This window comes from Pseudomonas sp. 24 E 13 (assembly GCF_900004715.1).
Lineage (GTDB): Bacteria > Pseudomonadota > Gammaproteobacteria > Pseudomonadales > Pseudomonadaceae > Aquipseudomonas > Aquipseudomonas orientalis_A.
This window is the reverse complement of record NZ_CVTO01000115.1, coordinates 9,199-24,207: the sequence shown is the minus strand read 5'-3', so window position 1 is coordinate 24,207 and position 15,009 is coordinate 9,199. Positions and strand designations below refer to the sequence as shown.

14 protein-coding genes are annotated in these 15,009 nt (G+C 61.3%); 6 read left to right on the top strand and 8 right to left on the bottom strand.

Features of this window, described 5'->3' with window-relative positions; all coding sequences use genetic code 11:
* Positions 1-77 precede the first annotated feature (77 nt).
* Complete coding sequence (locus tag BFP90_RS12500) at positions 78-3,560, bottom strand: AAA domain-containing protein (RefSeq protein ID WP_065896828.1); 3,483 nt, start codon at positions 3,558-3,560, stop codon at positions 78-80.
* A gap of 141 nt (positions 3,561-3,701) precedes the next feature.
* Entirely contained in the window at positions 3,702-4,403 is a 702-nt protein-coding gene (locus BFP90_RS12495) for a glutathione S-transferase (protein WP_065896827.1), read from the bottom strand.
* Between the two features lie 141 nt (positions 4,404-4,544).
* On the opposite strand from BFP90_RS12495, the gene BFP90_RS12490 reads away from it, so the two are divergent.
* Positions 4,545-5,108, top strand: a complete 564-nt coding sequence (locus tag BFP90_RS12490; RefSeq protein ID WP_065896826.1) for a TetR/AcrR family transcriptional regulator — start codon at positions 4,545-4,547, stop codon at positions 5,106-5,108.
* Between the two features lie 93 nt (positions 5,109-5,201).
* Positions 5,202-5,756 (top strand): cysteine hydrolase family protein, encoded by a 555-nt coding sequence (locus BFP90_RS12485; RefSeq protein ID WP_065896825.1) that lies wholly within the window; start codon positions 5,202-5,204, stop codon positions 5,754-5,756.
* Positions 5,757-5,831: 75 nt separating this feature from the next.
* Here the strand turns inward: BFP90_RS12485 and BFP90_RS12480 are convergent, their stop codons facing one another.
* The 3 genes from BFP90_RS12480 to BFP90_RS12470 are packed head-to-tail and all read right to left on the bottom strand — an operon-like array spanning position 5,832 to position 8,153.
* Positions 5,832-6,608: a nucleotidyltransferase domain-containing protein gene (locus BFP90_RS12480; RefSeq protein WP_065896824.1), complete on the bottom strand. Its 777-nt coding sequence runs from the start codon at positions 6,606-6,608 to the stop codon at positions 5,832-5,834.
* On the bottom strand, positions 6,605-7,084 hold the full coding sequence (locus tag BFP90_RS12475) for an AAA family ATPase (protein ID WP_065896823.1): 480 nt from the start codon (positions 7,082-7,084) through the stop codon (positions 6,605-6,607). Before BFP90_RS12475 ends, BFP90_RS12480 begins: the two co-directional genes overlap by 4 nt.
* Before the next feature lie 40 nt (positions 7,085-7,124).
* The gene (locus tag BFP90_RS12470; RefSeq protein WP_065896822.1) at positions 7,125-8,153 is read right to left on the bottom strand and encodes a UV damage endonuclease UvsE; all 1,029 of its coding nucleotides are present in this window, start codon (positions 8,151-8,153) and stop codon (positions 7,125-7,127) included.
* Positions 8,154-8,405: 252 nt separating this feature from the next.
* On the opposite strand from BFP90_RS12470, the gene BFP90_RS12465 reads away from it, so the two are divergent.
* From BFP90_RS12465 to BFP90_RS12455, 3 genes are all read left to right on the top strand, one after another.
* Positions 8,406-8,729, top strand: coding sequence for a hypothetical protein (locus BFP90_RS12465; protein WP_065893205.1), 324 nt, complete (start codon positions 8,406-8,408; stop codon positions 8,727-8,729).
* 82 nt (positions 8,730-8,811) lie between these two features.
* The gene (locus tag BFP90_RS12460; RefSeq protein WP_065896821.1) at positions 8,812-9,234 is read left to right on the top strand and encodes a DUF2231 domain-containing protein; all 423 of its coding nucleotides are present in this window, start codon (positions 8,812-8,814) and stop codon (positions 9,232-9,234) included.
* Positions 9,231-10,523, top strand: a complete 1,293-nt coding sequence (locus BFP90_RS12455) for a PQQ-dependent sugar dehydrogenase (RefSeq protein ID WP_065896820.1) — start codon at positions 9,231-9,233, stop codon at positions 10,521-10,523. Before BFP90_RS12460 ends, BFP90_RS12455 begins: the two co-directional genes overlap by 4 nt.
* 168 nt (positions 10,524-10,691) lie before the next feature.
* On the opposite strand, the gene BFP90_RS12450 is transcribed toward BFP90_RS12455, so the two are convergent.
* The gene (locus BFP90_RS12450; RefSeq protein ID WP_065893199.1) at positions 10,692-11,600 is read right to left on the bottom strand and encodes a LysR substrate-binding domain-containing protein; all 909 of its coding nucleotides are present in this window, start codon (positions 11,598-11,600) and stop codon (positions 10,692-10,694) included.
* A 93-nt stretch (positions 11,601-11,693) separates the two neighbouring features.
* Between BFP90_RS12450 and BFP90_RS12445 the strand changes: the two genes are divergently transcribed.
* Positions 11,694-12,662 carry a DMT family transporter gene (locus BFP90_RS12445; RefSeq protein WP_065893198.1) on the top strand — a complete coding sequence of 323 codons (969 nt, stop codon included), beginning with the start codon at positions 11,694-11,696 and terminating at the stop codon, positions 12,660-12,662.
* On the opposite strand, the gene BFP90_RS12440 is transcribed toward BFP90_RS12445, so the two are convergent.
* Together BFP90_RS12440 and BFP90_RS12435 are read right to left on the bottom strand one after the other, a co-directional pair.
* Entirely contained in the window at positions 12,649-14,061 is a 1,413-nt protein-coding gene (locus BFP90_RS12440) for an MFS transporter (protein WP_065893196.1), read from the bottom strand. The genes BFP90_RS12445 and BFP90_RS12440 overlap by 14 nt on opposite strands.
* A gap of 143 nt (positions 14,062-14,204) precedes the next feature.
* Complete coding sequence (locus tag BFP90_RS12435; RefSeq protein WP_065896819.1) at positions 14,205-14,735, bottom strand: GNAT family N-acetyltransferase; 531 nt, start codon at positions 14,733-14,735, stop codon at positions 14,205-14,207.
* Positions 14,736-15,009: the final 274 nt, after the last annotated feature.

Genomic DNA, 15,009 nt, shown 5'->3' with positions numbered 1-15,009 from the left:
CAGGGTTTTGCGCTTGGGCTGCTGATCGGTAGCGCTATGCCAACAGCCTGTGGCCGCTGGCATAGCGTTGCGCGGGACTAGGGCTGGCTTGAGCTCAGGCGTTGCGCCAGGCTCTTGCGGTTGATCGCCAGCTCGCTGCTGACGTCCGGCCCGTGGTAGACCATTGACGTTTCATGGTGCACAAAATCGCCCGAGCGTGCAGCGCTCAGCCAGTTGAATGAGCCGACACACAGCAGTTCCTCATCGGCCATTACCAGCTTGCTGTGTACCTTGTTGACCACGTGCACCTGCACGGCATGGTTTTTCAGCGCTGCGATTGCATCCTGAAAGTAAGCGGCCTTGGCCGGTTTACCTTCGGTGTTGAAGCGCAGGTCAGTGTAGACCGTCACCGGCACGCCTCGCTGCACGGTGTCGCCCATCGCGTCCAAGGCACCGCTTTCGCGCATCCCGCGCAACTTGACCCACGGCGTGACAATCTGCACCTGCTGACGCGCAGTTTCCAGGGTTCGCAACAGGAACCGATCATGCTCGGCAAACTCATGCAGGTGGCTCAAGCCGGTGCGCACCGTGAGCAAATCCGCCCGGGGTTGGAAGTCGAACGTGAGCTCATTTTCCGGGCTGTTCAGCAGGTACTGCGCCAGACGTCCACGGGGTTTGCTGACGGGTATCTGGCTGAACAGGTCCATGTCGCCGAACACCAGGAAACTGTCTTTGGCGCGGGAAACGGCCACGTTCAACATGCTGTCGCGGCGGTCGATAAAAGGACCGTCGGCATGCTTGGAGTACACAGCGGAAAAAATCACCACTGGCCGTTCGGCGCCCTGGAAGGAGTGCACGGTGCCCACTGTGAGTTCGCCGTCGCCTTTGCCGGTACGAATACCCAGCGCGCTGCACGCGTCAGTAATGGCCTGGGTCTGGGCACCAAATGGGGTAATCACCCCGAGGATTTCCCAGAGTTCCTTGCCGTAGCGCTCAGTGAGTGGCTGTTCATGGGCCTTGATCCAGGCGGCGATGGTCTGGGCTTCCAGCAGGTTATGACGGCTGCCGCCCTGCTTTTGCTGACAGATCCCGTCGATATGCAGGTACCCCAGCCCCGGCAGGCCGCCGTCGGGTTTGGCGCCCCTTCGCGGTTGCAGCTTGCCCTTGTAGCAGAGCGCGTTGCAGTAATCGATGATCGAGTCATAACACCGGCGGTGTTCGTACAGGTAAAGGCCGCGCGCCAGGTCGCGGTCGTAATGATAGCGGCTGGTGGACTGTGCAATTGCCATGACGCTGCCACTGGCGGCGCTGCGTCCACTGTCACAAAAAGCCTCGTACTCATCGTCCACGCGGCTGCGCGACAGCAGGCCGGTGGCGAGCAGATTGCCGATATCCACCGCCGGCGGCACCGACCAGATGGGCTCGATCTGCTGCGTGTCGCCAATCACCAGCGCTTGCCGCGCGAGGGCGAACGACGGCGCCGCCACCTCGGGCAGCACCTGGCCGGCTTCGTCTACGATCAGCAGGTCGATGAAATTCAGCGCGTAATCGTCGACATAACCATTGCCGTCATGGCGCTTGCACGACAGCTCTGCGGGCAGCCGGTAGAACGTCGCGACGACGCAAGGCGTGAGCTTCATCCAGCGGCGCCAGTTTTTTTCCAACGTCTTGCGCCCGGTTTTGTTGCGGCTCTTGAGAATCAGCGGCAGCTCGTCGATGACTTCCAACAGCCACCGCCCTTCCCAGTAATGCGTGGTCAGCAGGAAGGTCTCGAAGCGCAACGAGGTGTCCGCCCAGCGGTCGCAGTCTTCCAGGGTCACCTGGGCGGCGGGCTTGCCGGCCGCCTGGGGTAACCGGCCAATCACCGTCTGCCAGTTCAACAGTTCACGCTGTTCGCCGCGCAGCAGTTGCTCCACACGCTCACGCTGGGTTTCGAGGGTTTTCAGGCTTTGTGCGTGATGCGCCACAGCGGCCGTCAACCGGCGCTCGATGTCATGCACATCGGTGGCCTCCTGCAACTGTACGTCAGCCTCGTCGATGTGCAGTTTGGCCAGACGCAGGCGCTTGGCGGCAATCGGGCCGAACCAAGCGAACAGCGTATACACCAGCGACTCATGGGCCAGGTAATGCCTGAAATCTTTCAGACGTGCCTTGGCATTGGTCAGCCGCTCCGAATGTGCCCGCAGTTGAGCGTCTAGACCCGCGACCGCCGCCTGTGGATCATCGCCCAGCACGGCCTTGAGGGCGTCGCGCGCCACCCGCAATCGGGCCCATCCCTGCTCGATATCACTGAGCTGCTGCAAACGCAGGCGAACCCTGGCCTGAAGCGCGTCTACGGTGCTCTTGAGCGTGGGCTGTGACTGTCCTGGAAAAGCGATGGCGGCGCGCTCCAGATAAGCCTGCTGCGCTTTAACGACGTAGGCCTGCGTCTCCAGCGCCAGGTAAAAGCTCTTGGTCTGGTAGGTGCGGGCCATCTCCGCTTCCGCCGAGGCCGTCGGAAAGTAGGCGCCAAAGCTGCTGATATCGGGAAGCCAGCGCCCTGCAAAGGGGCCGGTGCCTTCGGAGAAGTCCTTACCAAAGGCCTTGATGATGTTGGTGACCGCCTGGTTGTTCGTCGAACTGGCGACAATCACCGGCGGCTCGCCGCCCTCGGCGGCGGCCCTGGCCCAGAGCGACGCGACCACGGACAACAGCAGCGTGGTCTTGCCGGTGCCCGGCGGCCCGTTGACCGCGAGGATATCCCCGGTGTTACCCACCAGCAGGTGCGCGAGACTGTCGCGTTGGGCCGGCGCCAGCGCGTATTCGTCACCGGCATGCCCGCCTCGTCCGGCGAACAGGCCATTGGCCGGCAGGCAGGGTTCATCGGGCGTGGATTCGCGTTGTGCAAAGCGCTCGAACAAAGGCGCCTCGGGTTTGGCGAGGCGCAGGTGATCGTATAGCGCAACGATATTGCGACTGAAACCGTCCGCCTTCTGCTCCTTGAACACGTAGCAATAGCTGGCCGGATCGAAACCGTCGTCCGCGCCATTCCAGGCGTTGCACACCGTTTGGAACATCGTCTTGCAGTAGCGCAGGTAGGTGAGCCATTTGTCGCGATATTCGTCCGGCTGCACCTCTGTGCCGGGGGCCGGCACTTCGAATCGGGGTGCGTCTTGCGCGGTTAAAAACCTGTCCAGGTCAGGTTGAGCGCCGATGGTGAAATTGTCGCGGTCCAACGGTTCCAGGATGTCGCGGGGTACCAGCGTGGGACCGGTCGGATAGATCAGCCCGTCGCGGGTGACCGACACTCGACAAATGATCGGTGTGATAAAGGCCGGCAGCCCTCTGCGCGCCATGCGGTGTTCCTGGCGCGAGGCATACACAAACGGGCGCAGCGTGATATCCACGTGGAGCCGTTGCGCCGGTTCGTCGGCGAACAGGAGTTCCACCTGCTCAGCCGGCAGACAACCGGCGGCCAGGGCGGCCAAAGGTATGACCGCGTAGGTTTTGACATGGCTGGGGGACAAGGCACCGTTGCCGTTTTCCGCGTCGGCCAACGAGTTTCGCCAGTAGTTGGCAAGCTTCAGAGAGTAGTCGTTCATCGTCCTGATTCGGTGCAGACCGTGACTCACTGTTACGGTCGGTGGTTGGGGAGGTCAAACCCGAGGGTAGCGGTTCCGTGTGCGGATGGGCAATCACCTGTGTCCTACGACGCTTGCCTGGTATCAGGCGGGTCCGCCGTTTCAGTTCTGCAGATCGCCCTCCTGCACCATCGCTCGCCAGGCCTTGACGCTGGCGCGCTCGTTCATCGTCGCGTGCCAGGCATGCAGCGCTTCACATTCCGCAGGCACGGCCAGCTTGACCAACGCCGCGAAGATCAGGCCGCCCAGCAGGGCAATGTCGGCCATCGAAAACGCCTCGCCCGCCACGAACGGCCGGGTCTTGAGGATGGCGTCGAAGTGGCGCATGCCCCTTACCGCCTTGTCACGCATACGCTCGCCCCATTCCGCGTTCTGGTACAGCTCAACCTCAGGCCCCAGCCCCGGTGTGGCGTGGTGAAAGTAGACGCTGACCGCATCCATCACTTCAATTTCCGCACGCCGCGTCATCATATGGATGAGGCCTTGCTCCTTGGGCGTGCTGCCGGTGAGCAGCGGGTTGCCGTCCAGTACGTCGAGGTATTGGGTGATGGCTGTGCACTCAGCGATCAAAGTCCCGTCCTGCAACGCCAGTACCGGCAGGGTTCCGGAGTAGTTCAAGGCCAGAAAAGCCGGCTGCTTGTGCTTGCCTTCCCACAGATTAATAGAGACGAATTCGGTGTGTGCGAGCAGCCCCTTTTCGGCCAGGGCGATTCGAACACGCGCCGGATAAGGCCCGTTGTACCAATCGTAGATCTTAAGCACGGGGTCTTGGGCGCTCGTGGACTGTGTTTGCTGAAAAGTCATGGTTTATCTGCCTACCTGTCAAGTGGTAGGCAAAGATTGCGAGCTTTATCCGTCGCTGTCAACCACTACCTGTCAGTTGGCAGGTAAAATATTTTGCGCGTAGAATCGACCCCCTGTCGCCAACCCACGAGGACTCAATACGTGAGCGAGAACGCCCGGGAAGCCATTCTGGAAGCCGCCAAAATCGCCGCGCAGCATTTCGGCTACAGCGGCATCAACTTTCGCAGCATTGGCGAAACGGTGGGGATCAAAAACGCCAGTATCTATTACCACTTCCCCAGCAAGGCCGAACTCGGCGCGGCGGTCGCCAAGCGCTATTGGGAAGACACCGCCGACGTGCTCGAAGCGATCCACCGCGAAACCCCTGACCCGCGCGACAGCCTGCGGCGCTACCCAGGCATTTTTCGAACCTCCCTCGAAAACGGCAACCGGCTGTGCCTGTCCAGCTTTATGGCGGCCGAGTACCAGGACTTGCCCGAGCCGGTCAAAAAAGAAATCGTCGCGTTCGCCGACATCAACGTAGCGTGGCTGGCCGCACGCCTCATTGAGCTGGAACTGGGCGACACAGAAACCTGCCAGCGCCGCGCCCGAGCGATCTACACGGCTGTCGCCGGCGCGCAATTGATTGCACGCACACGTGCAGATATCGGTTTGTTTGATGAACTGCTCGAGAGCTATCAGGAGGCGGGGTTGCTGCCGGTGTGACGGACTGAGGCCCAAGCACATTACGCCTAAATCACTGTTCGCCGCCCCGCCCTGGCTGCTATGTTTCGCGTTTCGTACGTGAAAGGACAGACCATGGAACCGTTAGCGACGAACGCTGCGTTGGTGATCATCGACATGCAAAAAGGCATGGGCAATCCCACGCAGGGTCGACGCAACAATCCAGACGCTGAACGGCATATACAACAGCTGCTCAACGCATGGCGACAGGCGCAACGCCCGATTATTCATGTGCGGCATATTTCCCGCTCCCCAGGCTCGGTTTTCTGGCCAGGACAGCCTGGCTGTGAATTCCAGGACGCGTTGCACCCGTTGGCCAATGAACAGGTCATGGAAAAAAACGTCCCGGATGCCTTCATCGCCACGGGCTTGGAACGCTGGCTGCACACGCGCTCGATCAAGCAGTTGGTAATCGCCGGGGTCATCACCAACAACTCAGTGGAGTCCACGGCACGCTCGGCTGGCAACTTGGGCTTTGACGTTATCGTCGTCGCGGATGCCTGTTTCACCTTCGATCAGACTGATTTGTCGGGACGGATATGGCCGGCGGAAGACGTGCATGCATTGTCGTTGAGTAACCTGGCGATGGATTACGCCAGGGTGCTTGAGACCGAAGCACTATTGGCCTGAACGGTGTCAGTTTGAAAAACTGCAGTGGCGAGGGCGCTTCCTCGCGCTGGACGGCGCAGCCGACCCATTCCTGGTTTATTCCGACTGCGACGCCATCCACTCAACAAAAGCCTCAAGACGCTGCAAAAATGCCGCGCACTCGGCGCTCGGGTTTCTGGCTTCAAAGAGAAAATACGCGATTTGCGCGACTCTGGTGGGATAACGCTGGGTGAACATCGCCACATGTTCCTCCAGCGTTTGCGGCCACATCAGTGCGTCGGGTGAACGCAGCGTATGCGTGGAGCGGATCAACTTGCGTGCGGCTTCGCGCTGCAAGCGCAGGCGCTGCGGTGGGTTCGCGGCCTGCAGGATAGACGCGCGATAGCGGGACAGCACCTGCGCAAAATCACCGTTGAGCGCCAGGGCGATGTCTCGGCTTGGCCGGAATGGCTCGAACCGCAATCCGAGGTCATCGCCCCACACACATCGGCAATGGTGCTTGATCCAGAAGCCCCAGCGATTGTGGTTTTCCGGCGCCAATACCTGCGCGCGATGGCCGATGTCGAAATCGATTTTGCTGATACAGGAATGCCGCTGTTCCAGTGCCAGCCGCGCCCGTTCGAGTTGTTCAAGCACCGCTGCCTGGGGTGGATCACGCAGGACCAGGGTGAGATCGAGGTCGGACGCTTCGGCATTGGCATCACCCCGGGCGACACTGCCGTACAGGTAGATACCCTCCAGGCCGAATGCAGGCTGTGAAAGCGTCGCCAACACATCCTTCAATAAAGGCTCGAACTCGGGCTGCACAGGGACGGCATCGACGGTGACAATGTGGCCCTCGACGTCAACACCGATAGGACATTCAGCGCTCACGGCCGATGCACCTCAATCACCAACCCCTCCTCCTCACTCGGCACACAAAAGTGGCGGGTGATCAGGTCGAACTCGGCGTCGGTCGCGGCAAAATCATGCTCGCCGCGGGCGTTGCGTGCGTGCAGCCGCGCACGACAGGCGGCGTCATCCAGTTCCAGGTAATGCAGGCAATGCGCTGCCTTGGCGGCCTGGGCGAGGCCGAGCAGCCATTCGCGATTGGCCAGGGTGTTGGCCGGAAAATCCAGCACCACGTTGACGCCGGACGCCAGCAGATCAATCACCAGCGGCCCCACCACACCGCGAATCTGCCGGGCACAGGTCAGGTAATCGGCAATCGTCTGGATCTGGCCGGGATACAGCGTCGCGAGCCAGTGGTCTTCGCTGAGCAGGACAGCGGCGTGATCGGTGGCAAGACGTCCGGCAAGGGTGGATTTGCCGGACGCGATCTTGCCGCAGAGCAGGTGCAGGGTAGCCATGGGACGGTTCCTTTTGTCAGGCCGTGAAGCATGCCATGGTTCACGCCGATTGGCTCTGCCAATACCCATGGAACGCCAGGGCCGCGACGTTCTTGTCCTTGGCTTCGAGCATGATGTCGAAGCGATCCAGAAACTGCAGCGCGTAGTCGTTGGTCCAGCGGTTCCACATTTGCGCGCTGTGACCGTAGAGGTCGCGCTTGGAAACCACCTTCAACAAGGCGGACATTTCCAGTTTGTGCTCGGCGTCAAACCCGAGGGCCTGCAGGCTTTCCTGGGGCTGGGAGTAATGCAGGGTCGGCCGCACGCCGCGCCAGCTGTCGATGACCCTGGCGACGCGGGGCGAGTGCGGGTCGATGTACTCGTCCTCGTTGATCCAGCAATGGTGAATATCCAGTACCACCGGCGCCAGGTCGGCGACTTGCAGACAATGGTCCAGGCCGTAAGTCTTTTCATCGTTCTCGAAAGTGATGCAGTTGCGCGCCACTTCGGACAGGCGCGACCACACCGCGCGGGTACCCGCCACCCCCAGCCGGCCGGCGATATGCACGTTGCATTTGAGGTCCTGGAAGCGGCGGCCGTAGCCCATCATGCGGATCATGTCGGCGTGGTATTCGAACTCGGCCAGGCTGTTTTCCACCACACCGGGGTTTTCCGAGCCCAGCACGCAGTACTGGCCGGGATGGAACGACAAACGGATATCCGAGGCCCGCGCCAGCTCGCCGATGGCGGCAAAGCCGTCCTGCAACTGGCGCGCGATGGCAGGGTCCTGATACACAGCGGCGACTTTCGGGTGGCTGTAGAACGGCAACAGGTCACTGCTCAGGCGCAGCATGCGCAAGGTCGGCGGCAGTTCGGCGACGTAGGCCAGCAGACGCAATTGGGCGGCGAGATTGTGCGTGACCACCTCGACCAGTTTATCGCGGGCCACCTGCGGTTCGACGCCGTCCATCCAGCGCAAGGTGGTGGTACGCGGGTTGAACGGGCCTTCGATTGCCTTCAGGGCGCTGGCGGACGGGAGTCGTTCGGGATGCCTGTATTGGCATGCAAAGCCGATGCGGGGGTGGGTCATGGGAGCGCCTGGTGATATGCCATCGGGAAGATTATAGAGGCTTAGGCGATGCAGGCCGCCAAGGGTTCATTCGGTCAATCCGGTTGAATCCTGCGTGCGCAGCGGGGTCACCTATTGCACGACAACATTGAAACGACGACGTTATGGAGGTGGTTATGAACCTTGCAATGACACTCTTCAGCCTGTTCGCCGGTTGGCTGGCGATTGTGATGTCGATGATGTGGGGCGTGCTGCGGGTGCTGCGCTGGCACCATGATTGACACCCCGGATGGCCGCTATTTCGTGCTCAAGGGCCGACTCTGGCGGCGCACCAACCCGGCGCTGGATGAACCCACACGCCAGCGCTGGGTGGATGCGTTGATGGATGCACGGCGTGCCGTCAAGGCGGCCAAGGCCTCTGGCGACACACAGCAGTTGAAGCAGGCCCGCGAGCAGGTACAGCGCGCGAAGGTCGCGCTCGGTGAGCGCGGGCCGGTGTGGTGGACGGATGGCAGCCCGGATTTCAACCGCTATAACGTGGTGAACACACCCTACGCCGACTGGTTCGATAAACATTCGGACACGAACCCTCAGTGAACTTTCTCACACGCAGCAAGCTCCTTTCCTATGCAAAGCCATCGCCACCAGGCCCGTCGAACGATAAGGAGCTGCATCGCCCATGACCACCCTCCCCACCTATCGCTGCACACCAGGCCCGCTGCATGCGACATTGCTCGCCGGCAGCGTGCCGCTGTTCCTGGGCGCCCTGCTCAGTGACATTGCCTATGGCCAGACTTACCAGATTCAATGGGCCAACTTCGCCTCATGGCTGATCGCCGGTGCGTTGGTGTTCAGTGGATTTGCCCTGTTGTTCGCCCTGGTCAATCTGCTGCGCGCCGAACGCAAGGCGGGTCGTCCTGCCGCTTACTTCGTGCTGCTGCTGGCCGCGTGGCTGTTGGGACTGATCAACGCCTTCCAGCACGCCAAGGATGCCTACGCCATGATGCCGACCGGCCTGATGCTGTCGGCAGTCGTCACCCTGCTGGCGATGCTGGCGACATGGATCGGCCTGACTAACCTGCGCTCGGGAGCTGCCCAATGAAAACCACCAGCACATTGACCCTGTTAAGCGCAGCGTTGTTGCTGACCGCCTGCGGTGGTGAAGGCGACAAGACCCAGGCCCACGGCCCCGATCCCAAGCTGCCGGCGCAACAAAGCAGCCTGCTGCCAAGCATGAAGATCGCCGAGCCGGTCGCCTGGGGCGATCAGAAGCCCAAGGTGCCAGAGGGTTACAGCATCACCGCCATCGCCACCGACCTGGCCATCCCGCGCCAGACCCTGGTCCTGCCCAACGGCGATATCCTCGTCGCCGAAGGCCGTGGCGGCAGCGCGGCCAAACTCAAGCCCAAGGACGTGATCGCCAGCCTGATCAAGGCCGAGGGCAATACCAAGGTCAAGAGCGGCAACCGCATCACCCTGTTGCGCGACGCTGACGGCGACGGCACCTACGAACTCAAGACGGTGTTCGCCGATAACCTCAATGCGCCCTACGGCTTGGCATACGCCGACGGCAAACTGTACGTGGCCAACCAGGATGCGCTGGTGCGCTTCGACTACGCCGACGGCCAGACCAAGGCCAGCGGCGCTCCGACCAAAGTCACCGACCTGCCGGCGCAAATCAATCATCACTGGACCAAATCCCTGGCCGTGAGCGAGGACGGACGCCAGCTCTACGTCGGGATCGGCTCCAACAGCAACATCACCGAGCGCGGCATGGAAGTGGAAATCGACCGGGCGATGGTCTGGCAGATCGACGCCGCCACTGGTGCGCACAGGCCCTACGCAACCGGCCTGCGCAACCCCACGGCCCTGACTATCCAGCCCGGTTCGGGGCAGTTGTGGACCGTGGTCAACGAACGCGATGAATTGGGCCCGGACCTGGTGCCGGACTACCTCAGTTCGGTACGCGAAGGCGCTTTCTACGGCTGGCCCTACAGCTACTGGGGCCAGAATGTGGACCCGCGTGCGCAACCGCAGAACCCGGCCAAGGCCGCCTCGGCGATCAAACCGGATTACAGCCTGGGTTCCCACGTCGCCGCGCTCGGCGTGGATTTCTCCATCCCGGCCATGGGCGAAAAATTCGCCGACGGCGTATTCGTTGGCGAACACGGCAGTTGGAACCGCGACAATCCGGTGGGCTACAAAGTGATTTTCGTACCCTTCAGCAACGGCAAACCGGCCGGCGAGCCTGTCGACTTCGCCACCGGCTTTCGCGGTGACGACGGCAAAACCCGTGGGCGTCCGGTGGGCGTGACAGTCGATCCGAAAGGCGCGCTGATCATTGCCGATGATTTGGCCAACACGGTGTGGCGTGTTACGCGCAATCAATAACCGGGACTTTAAGGCTCTTTGTAGGAGCGAGCTTGCTCGCGAAGAACGTCGACGATAACGCGTATTTTCTGGATGAACGCGGTGCCTGTGAGTTTTTCGCGAGCAAGCTCGCTCCTACAGAGGACGGTGTACGCTTAACTGACTGACAGGGGCCATCGCGCACCCCTGTCAGCCGTCACTCTGCAACTGCGCCTCGAGCCAGGCCAGCAATGCCACCACCTCATCCCGATTACCTGCCCCTTGCTGCCTGTACACCGAAATAGCCTCTGGCAAAAACACGCTTTCGGCACAGGGCCTGATCAATGCCCCACTTTCAATCAACCTGCTTGCGGTACGACGCCAGCCCATGGCCATACCGTGCCCTTCCACGGCGGCCTGCAACATCAGCGGGTAGCTGTCGAACGTGACGCCGCGCGCATCACGGGCCAATGACTGACCGAACGCCTTCAGCCACTCATCCCACTCCATCAGGTGCGGAGGTTCGCTGCTGTGGTGCAAAAACGTGCAGGTCGCCAATTCAGGCAGCGCCAGCGGTTGTTCCGGGCACAGGTAAGCGGGACTGCACACCGGGAAAACCTCGTCGCAGGCGGTAAACATCAGCGCATGGGCGCCACTGGCGCGCCGGGTACTTTGCAGGGCGACATCGAAAGGGTCATTGAACTGCGTGATCGGCCGCGTGCACGTCACCACCTGGATTTCAATCTGCGGATATTGCTGGTGGAATGTCGCCAGGCGCGGCATCAACCAATAAAACGCCTCGCACAACTGGCACAGCAGCACCACCCGATTGCGCTGCGGGGACGCCCTCAGGCTGGCCGCTCCCTCACTGATGCTTTGCAACGCAAGGCTGACCACCCGCCCCAACTCACGCCCCTCCCGAGTCAGGAACACCGCACGGTTGCGTCGATAAAACAGCTTCACCCCCAGATTATCTTCCAGCCCGCGTATCTGCCGGCTGACAGCGGCCTGGGTGATGTGCAACTCATCGGCCGCCCGGGAAAAACTCTCCAGGCGCGCTGCGGCTTCAAACGGCAACAGACTGGCAAGAGGCGGTAGGGTTTTTCCAAGTAGATTCATAATCTCAGGTTATGTATTCAGGACCGAGAACTCGTTTGTAGCACACCCGCGTGGCTGGGCACCATGGACCCCATCACTTCATGGACCCGCCTGATGCGCACTTCCCACACCTCTGTAGTCGCCGGCGTGATATTCGCCATCATCGCCACGCTCGGCTGGGCGCTGAATTTCATTGCGCCCTATGTCACGGGCGCGTACAGCGTCTACGACCTGATGAGCGTGCGCTTCCTGATGGCCGGCGGATTGGGCGTAGCCGGGGTAATCCTGTGCCGCGCGCAACTGCCTGCGCTGAGCCCCGGCCAATGCCTGCTCGCGGCAGTGCTGGGCGCATGGGGCTGCCTGGGTTATGGCGTATGCATCGCTGCCGGCGTGATACTCGGCGGCCCGGTGTTGACGCCGGCTTTTGTTGGAATGGTACCGGTGCTGCTGGCGCTGATCGGCAATGCCGGCCATAAGACCCTGCGCTGGCGCCTATTGGTGATGCCATTGAGCTGTATCACGCTGGGGCTGTTGCTGACCAATATCAGCAGCCTCCACCAGGCCTCGCTAAGCCCCCAATCCTGGCTGGCCGGGCTGTTTTTTTCCTTGGGCGCGGTAGCCTTATGGTTGGGCTTCAGCGTGATCAACCAGAAGCAGATGGCGCACCTGCCTGCCCACGTGACAGGCCTGTGGACCGCCCTGATGCTGACGGGCGCCGGTGCCGCAGCGCTGTTCATCCTCCCGTGGACATACGCGACAGGCCTGTTGCGGTTGCCAACCCTTGGCGCCGGCTGGAGCCAGGCATGGGCGCTGTATGCGTGGAGCCTGGTGATTGCCGTGATGTCCACCGTCGTCGGTGCCTGGGCCTGGAATGCGGCGACGCGGCGCCTGCCCATGGTACTCAGCGGCCAATTGATTGCCCTTGAGTCCTTGTTCGCCACGCTGCTCGGGCTCTGGTTTCATCAGCGTTGGCCGACCCCCATGGAAACCGCAGGGCTGGCCGCAGTGCTGGTCGGTGTCGTGATGTCAGTTCGGATCATTCTGGCCGATGCTACGTTTCAAGGCAGCGCTACAGATCAGTGATTTCCTTGTGGCGCGGCACCAGCGCCTTCATCACGCTCCACGCCACCAGGTACGCCAGGGCACAGATTGCGAACATGATCATGTAGCCGGTGTGGATGTCATTGACGGACTTGTAGTAGTCAAAGACCCAGCCGCCGATCTTGGTCATCACCACGCCGCCCAGGCCGCCGGCCATGCCGCCGATACCGACCACCGACGCGACGGTCTTCTGCGGGAACATGTCCGACACCGTGGTGAAAATATTGCACGACCACGCCTGGTGCGCCGAGGCCCCCACGCCGATCAGCAAGACCGGAACCCAGAAGCTGATGTAGCCCAGCGGTTGCGCCAGCAACACCACCAGCGGGAACAGCGCGATCACCAGCATGGCTTTCATGCGGCCGTCATACGGCGCATCGCCCCGCGCCATGAAATAGCTGGGAAACCAGCCGCCACCGATACTGCCGACCATGGTCATGCTGTACAGCACGGCCAGGGGCATCACGATATCGGCGCCCTTCATGCCGTACTGCGCCGACAGGAACGTGGGCAGCCAGAACAGGAAGAACCACCACACACCGTCGGTCATGAACTTGCCGAAGGCAAAGGCCCAAGTCTGACGATAGGTCAGCAACTTGAACCATGAGACTTTTTTTGCGGTTGCGCCCGCAGGGCCCGTAGGGGTTGGCGCCAAGGGTTGTGCGGCCTGATCACTGCGAATGTAGGCCAATTCTGCGGCCGACAGACGCTTTTGCTGCTCCGGTTTTTCGTACACGGTGGCCCAGACCGCCACCCACACAAAACCCAGCATGCCGATGACCATGAAAGCCGCTTCCCAACCCCACATGCCGGCTATCAAGGGCACACAGATCGGCGCCAGGATCGCGCCCACGTTGGCCCCCGAGTTGAAGATGCCGGTGGCAAAAGAGCGTTCTTTCTTGGGGAAGTACTCGGCCGTGGCCTTGATCGCGATGGGAAAGTTGCCCGCCTCACCAATCGCCAGCACCGCGCGTGACAGCATGAAACCGGCAATCGACACCGGAATCACCGCCAGGCCGATGGCCGTGCTGACGGCCGCAATGCCCTCGCCCATCTGCACCGAGAACGCATGCATGATCGCGCCGGTGGACCAGATAACGATCGCCACGATGTAAGCGGCCTTGGTGCCGATCCTGTCGACAAAGCGCCCGGCGAACAGCATGGAAATCGCGTAGACAAACTGGAACACCGCCGCGATGTTGGCGTAATCGGTATTGCTCCAGCCAAATTGCGTCGACAACTGCGGCGCCAGCAGGCTGAGCACCTGACGGTCGAGGTAGTTGACGGTCGTGGCAAAAAACAGCATCGCGCAGATCGTCCAGCGATAGCTGCCGACCGCCTGGCCAACACGATGGGCACTGATGGGCTCGTTCAGATTCATGGCATCACTTTTTTATTTTTGTTAGGCAGGACATATGCAACGTCATATGTCGTCGTACAACCATGACTTTTATATCGGTACGCTCTGACAGTGTCAATCTCAAAGATTGCTGTCAGCCAGGCTCTACCGGGGCTGAAAGAACTTCAGGCAGTTACAGTTGTAGGATGACAAATGCGCATTACCAGACTAGGGGCTTGGCCGGGCACGTCGTCCAGCAGACCGAATGGCTGCATGCCGATTTTTTTCAAAACCCGGATAGACGCCGCGTGATCGGGTCTTACCAGTCCGAACACTTCTGGCACACCCAGTGTATCGAACGCCAGCGCCAGGGCATCGCGTCCGACCTCGGTGGCATAGCCCTGCCCCCAGGCTTGCACGGCAAATCGATAACCGAGGTTGATGCGCCGCACGGTCAGATAGTCGAGCGGTGCAATGCCGCCGAAACCGATGATCTGCTCGGGGCTCTCGCGCCGCGCAATCGCCCACCAGCCGTAGCCCTCGCAGGACCACTGCTCGATCCATCGGCCCAGCAGGCGCCGGGCGTCCTCGATACCGGCCATAGGGCCGGCAGGATTGAACAGGTTGGTCCGGGGATCGCCGAAGATGGCGAATAACTGTTCCAGGTCTTCTGGAACAGGTGCGCGGTAGACGAGGCGTGACGAGTTGTCTGGCATCAGATGGCTCCACTGGGGTAAAAACTAATGGCTCACAAACCCACCCAGCATAGGCATAGGCATTTACACAACTCTGTAGCCCCCAACCGTAACTACGATGCGCCCCCGCTCTTGATCTTGACCTGCTTTTGATCTTGATCTCAGGCGCCCCGTTAAACCACGCTGGCCCACCGAGCCTAGGCGAGGTGCCGAGTGGTGGGGCATGAGCGTTTTGCTTACTTTTGCGCTTTTCAAAAGTGAGCCGCCGTCAGGGCGGAACCCTAAGTGGCCGTGA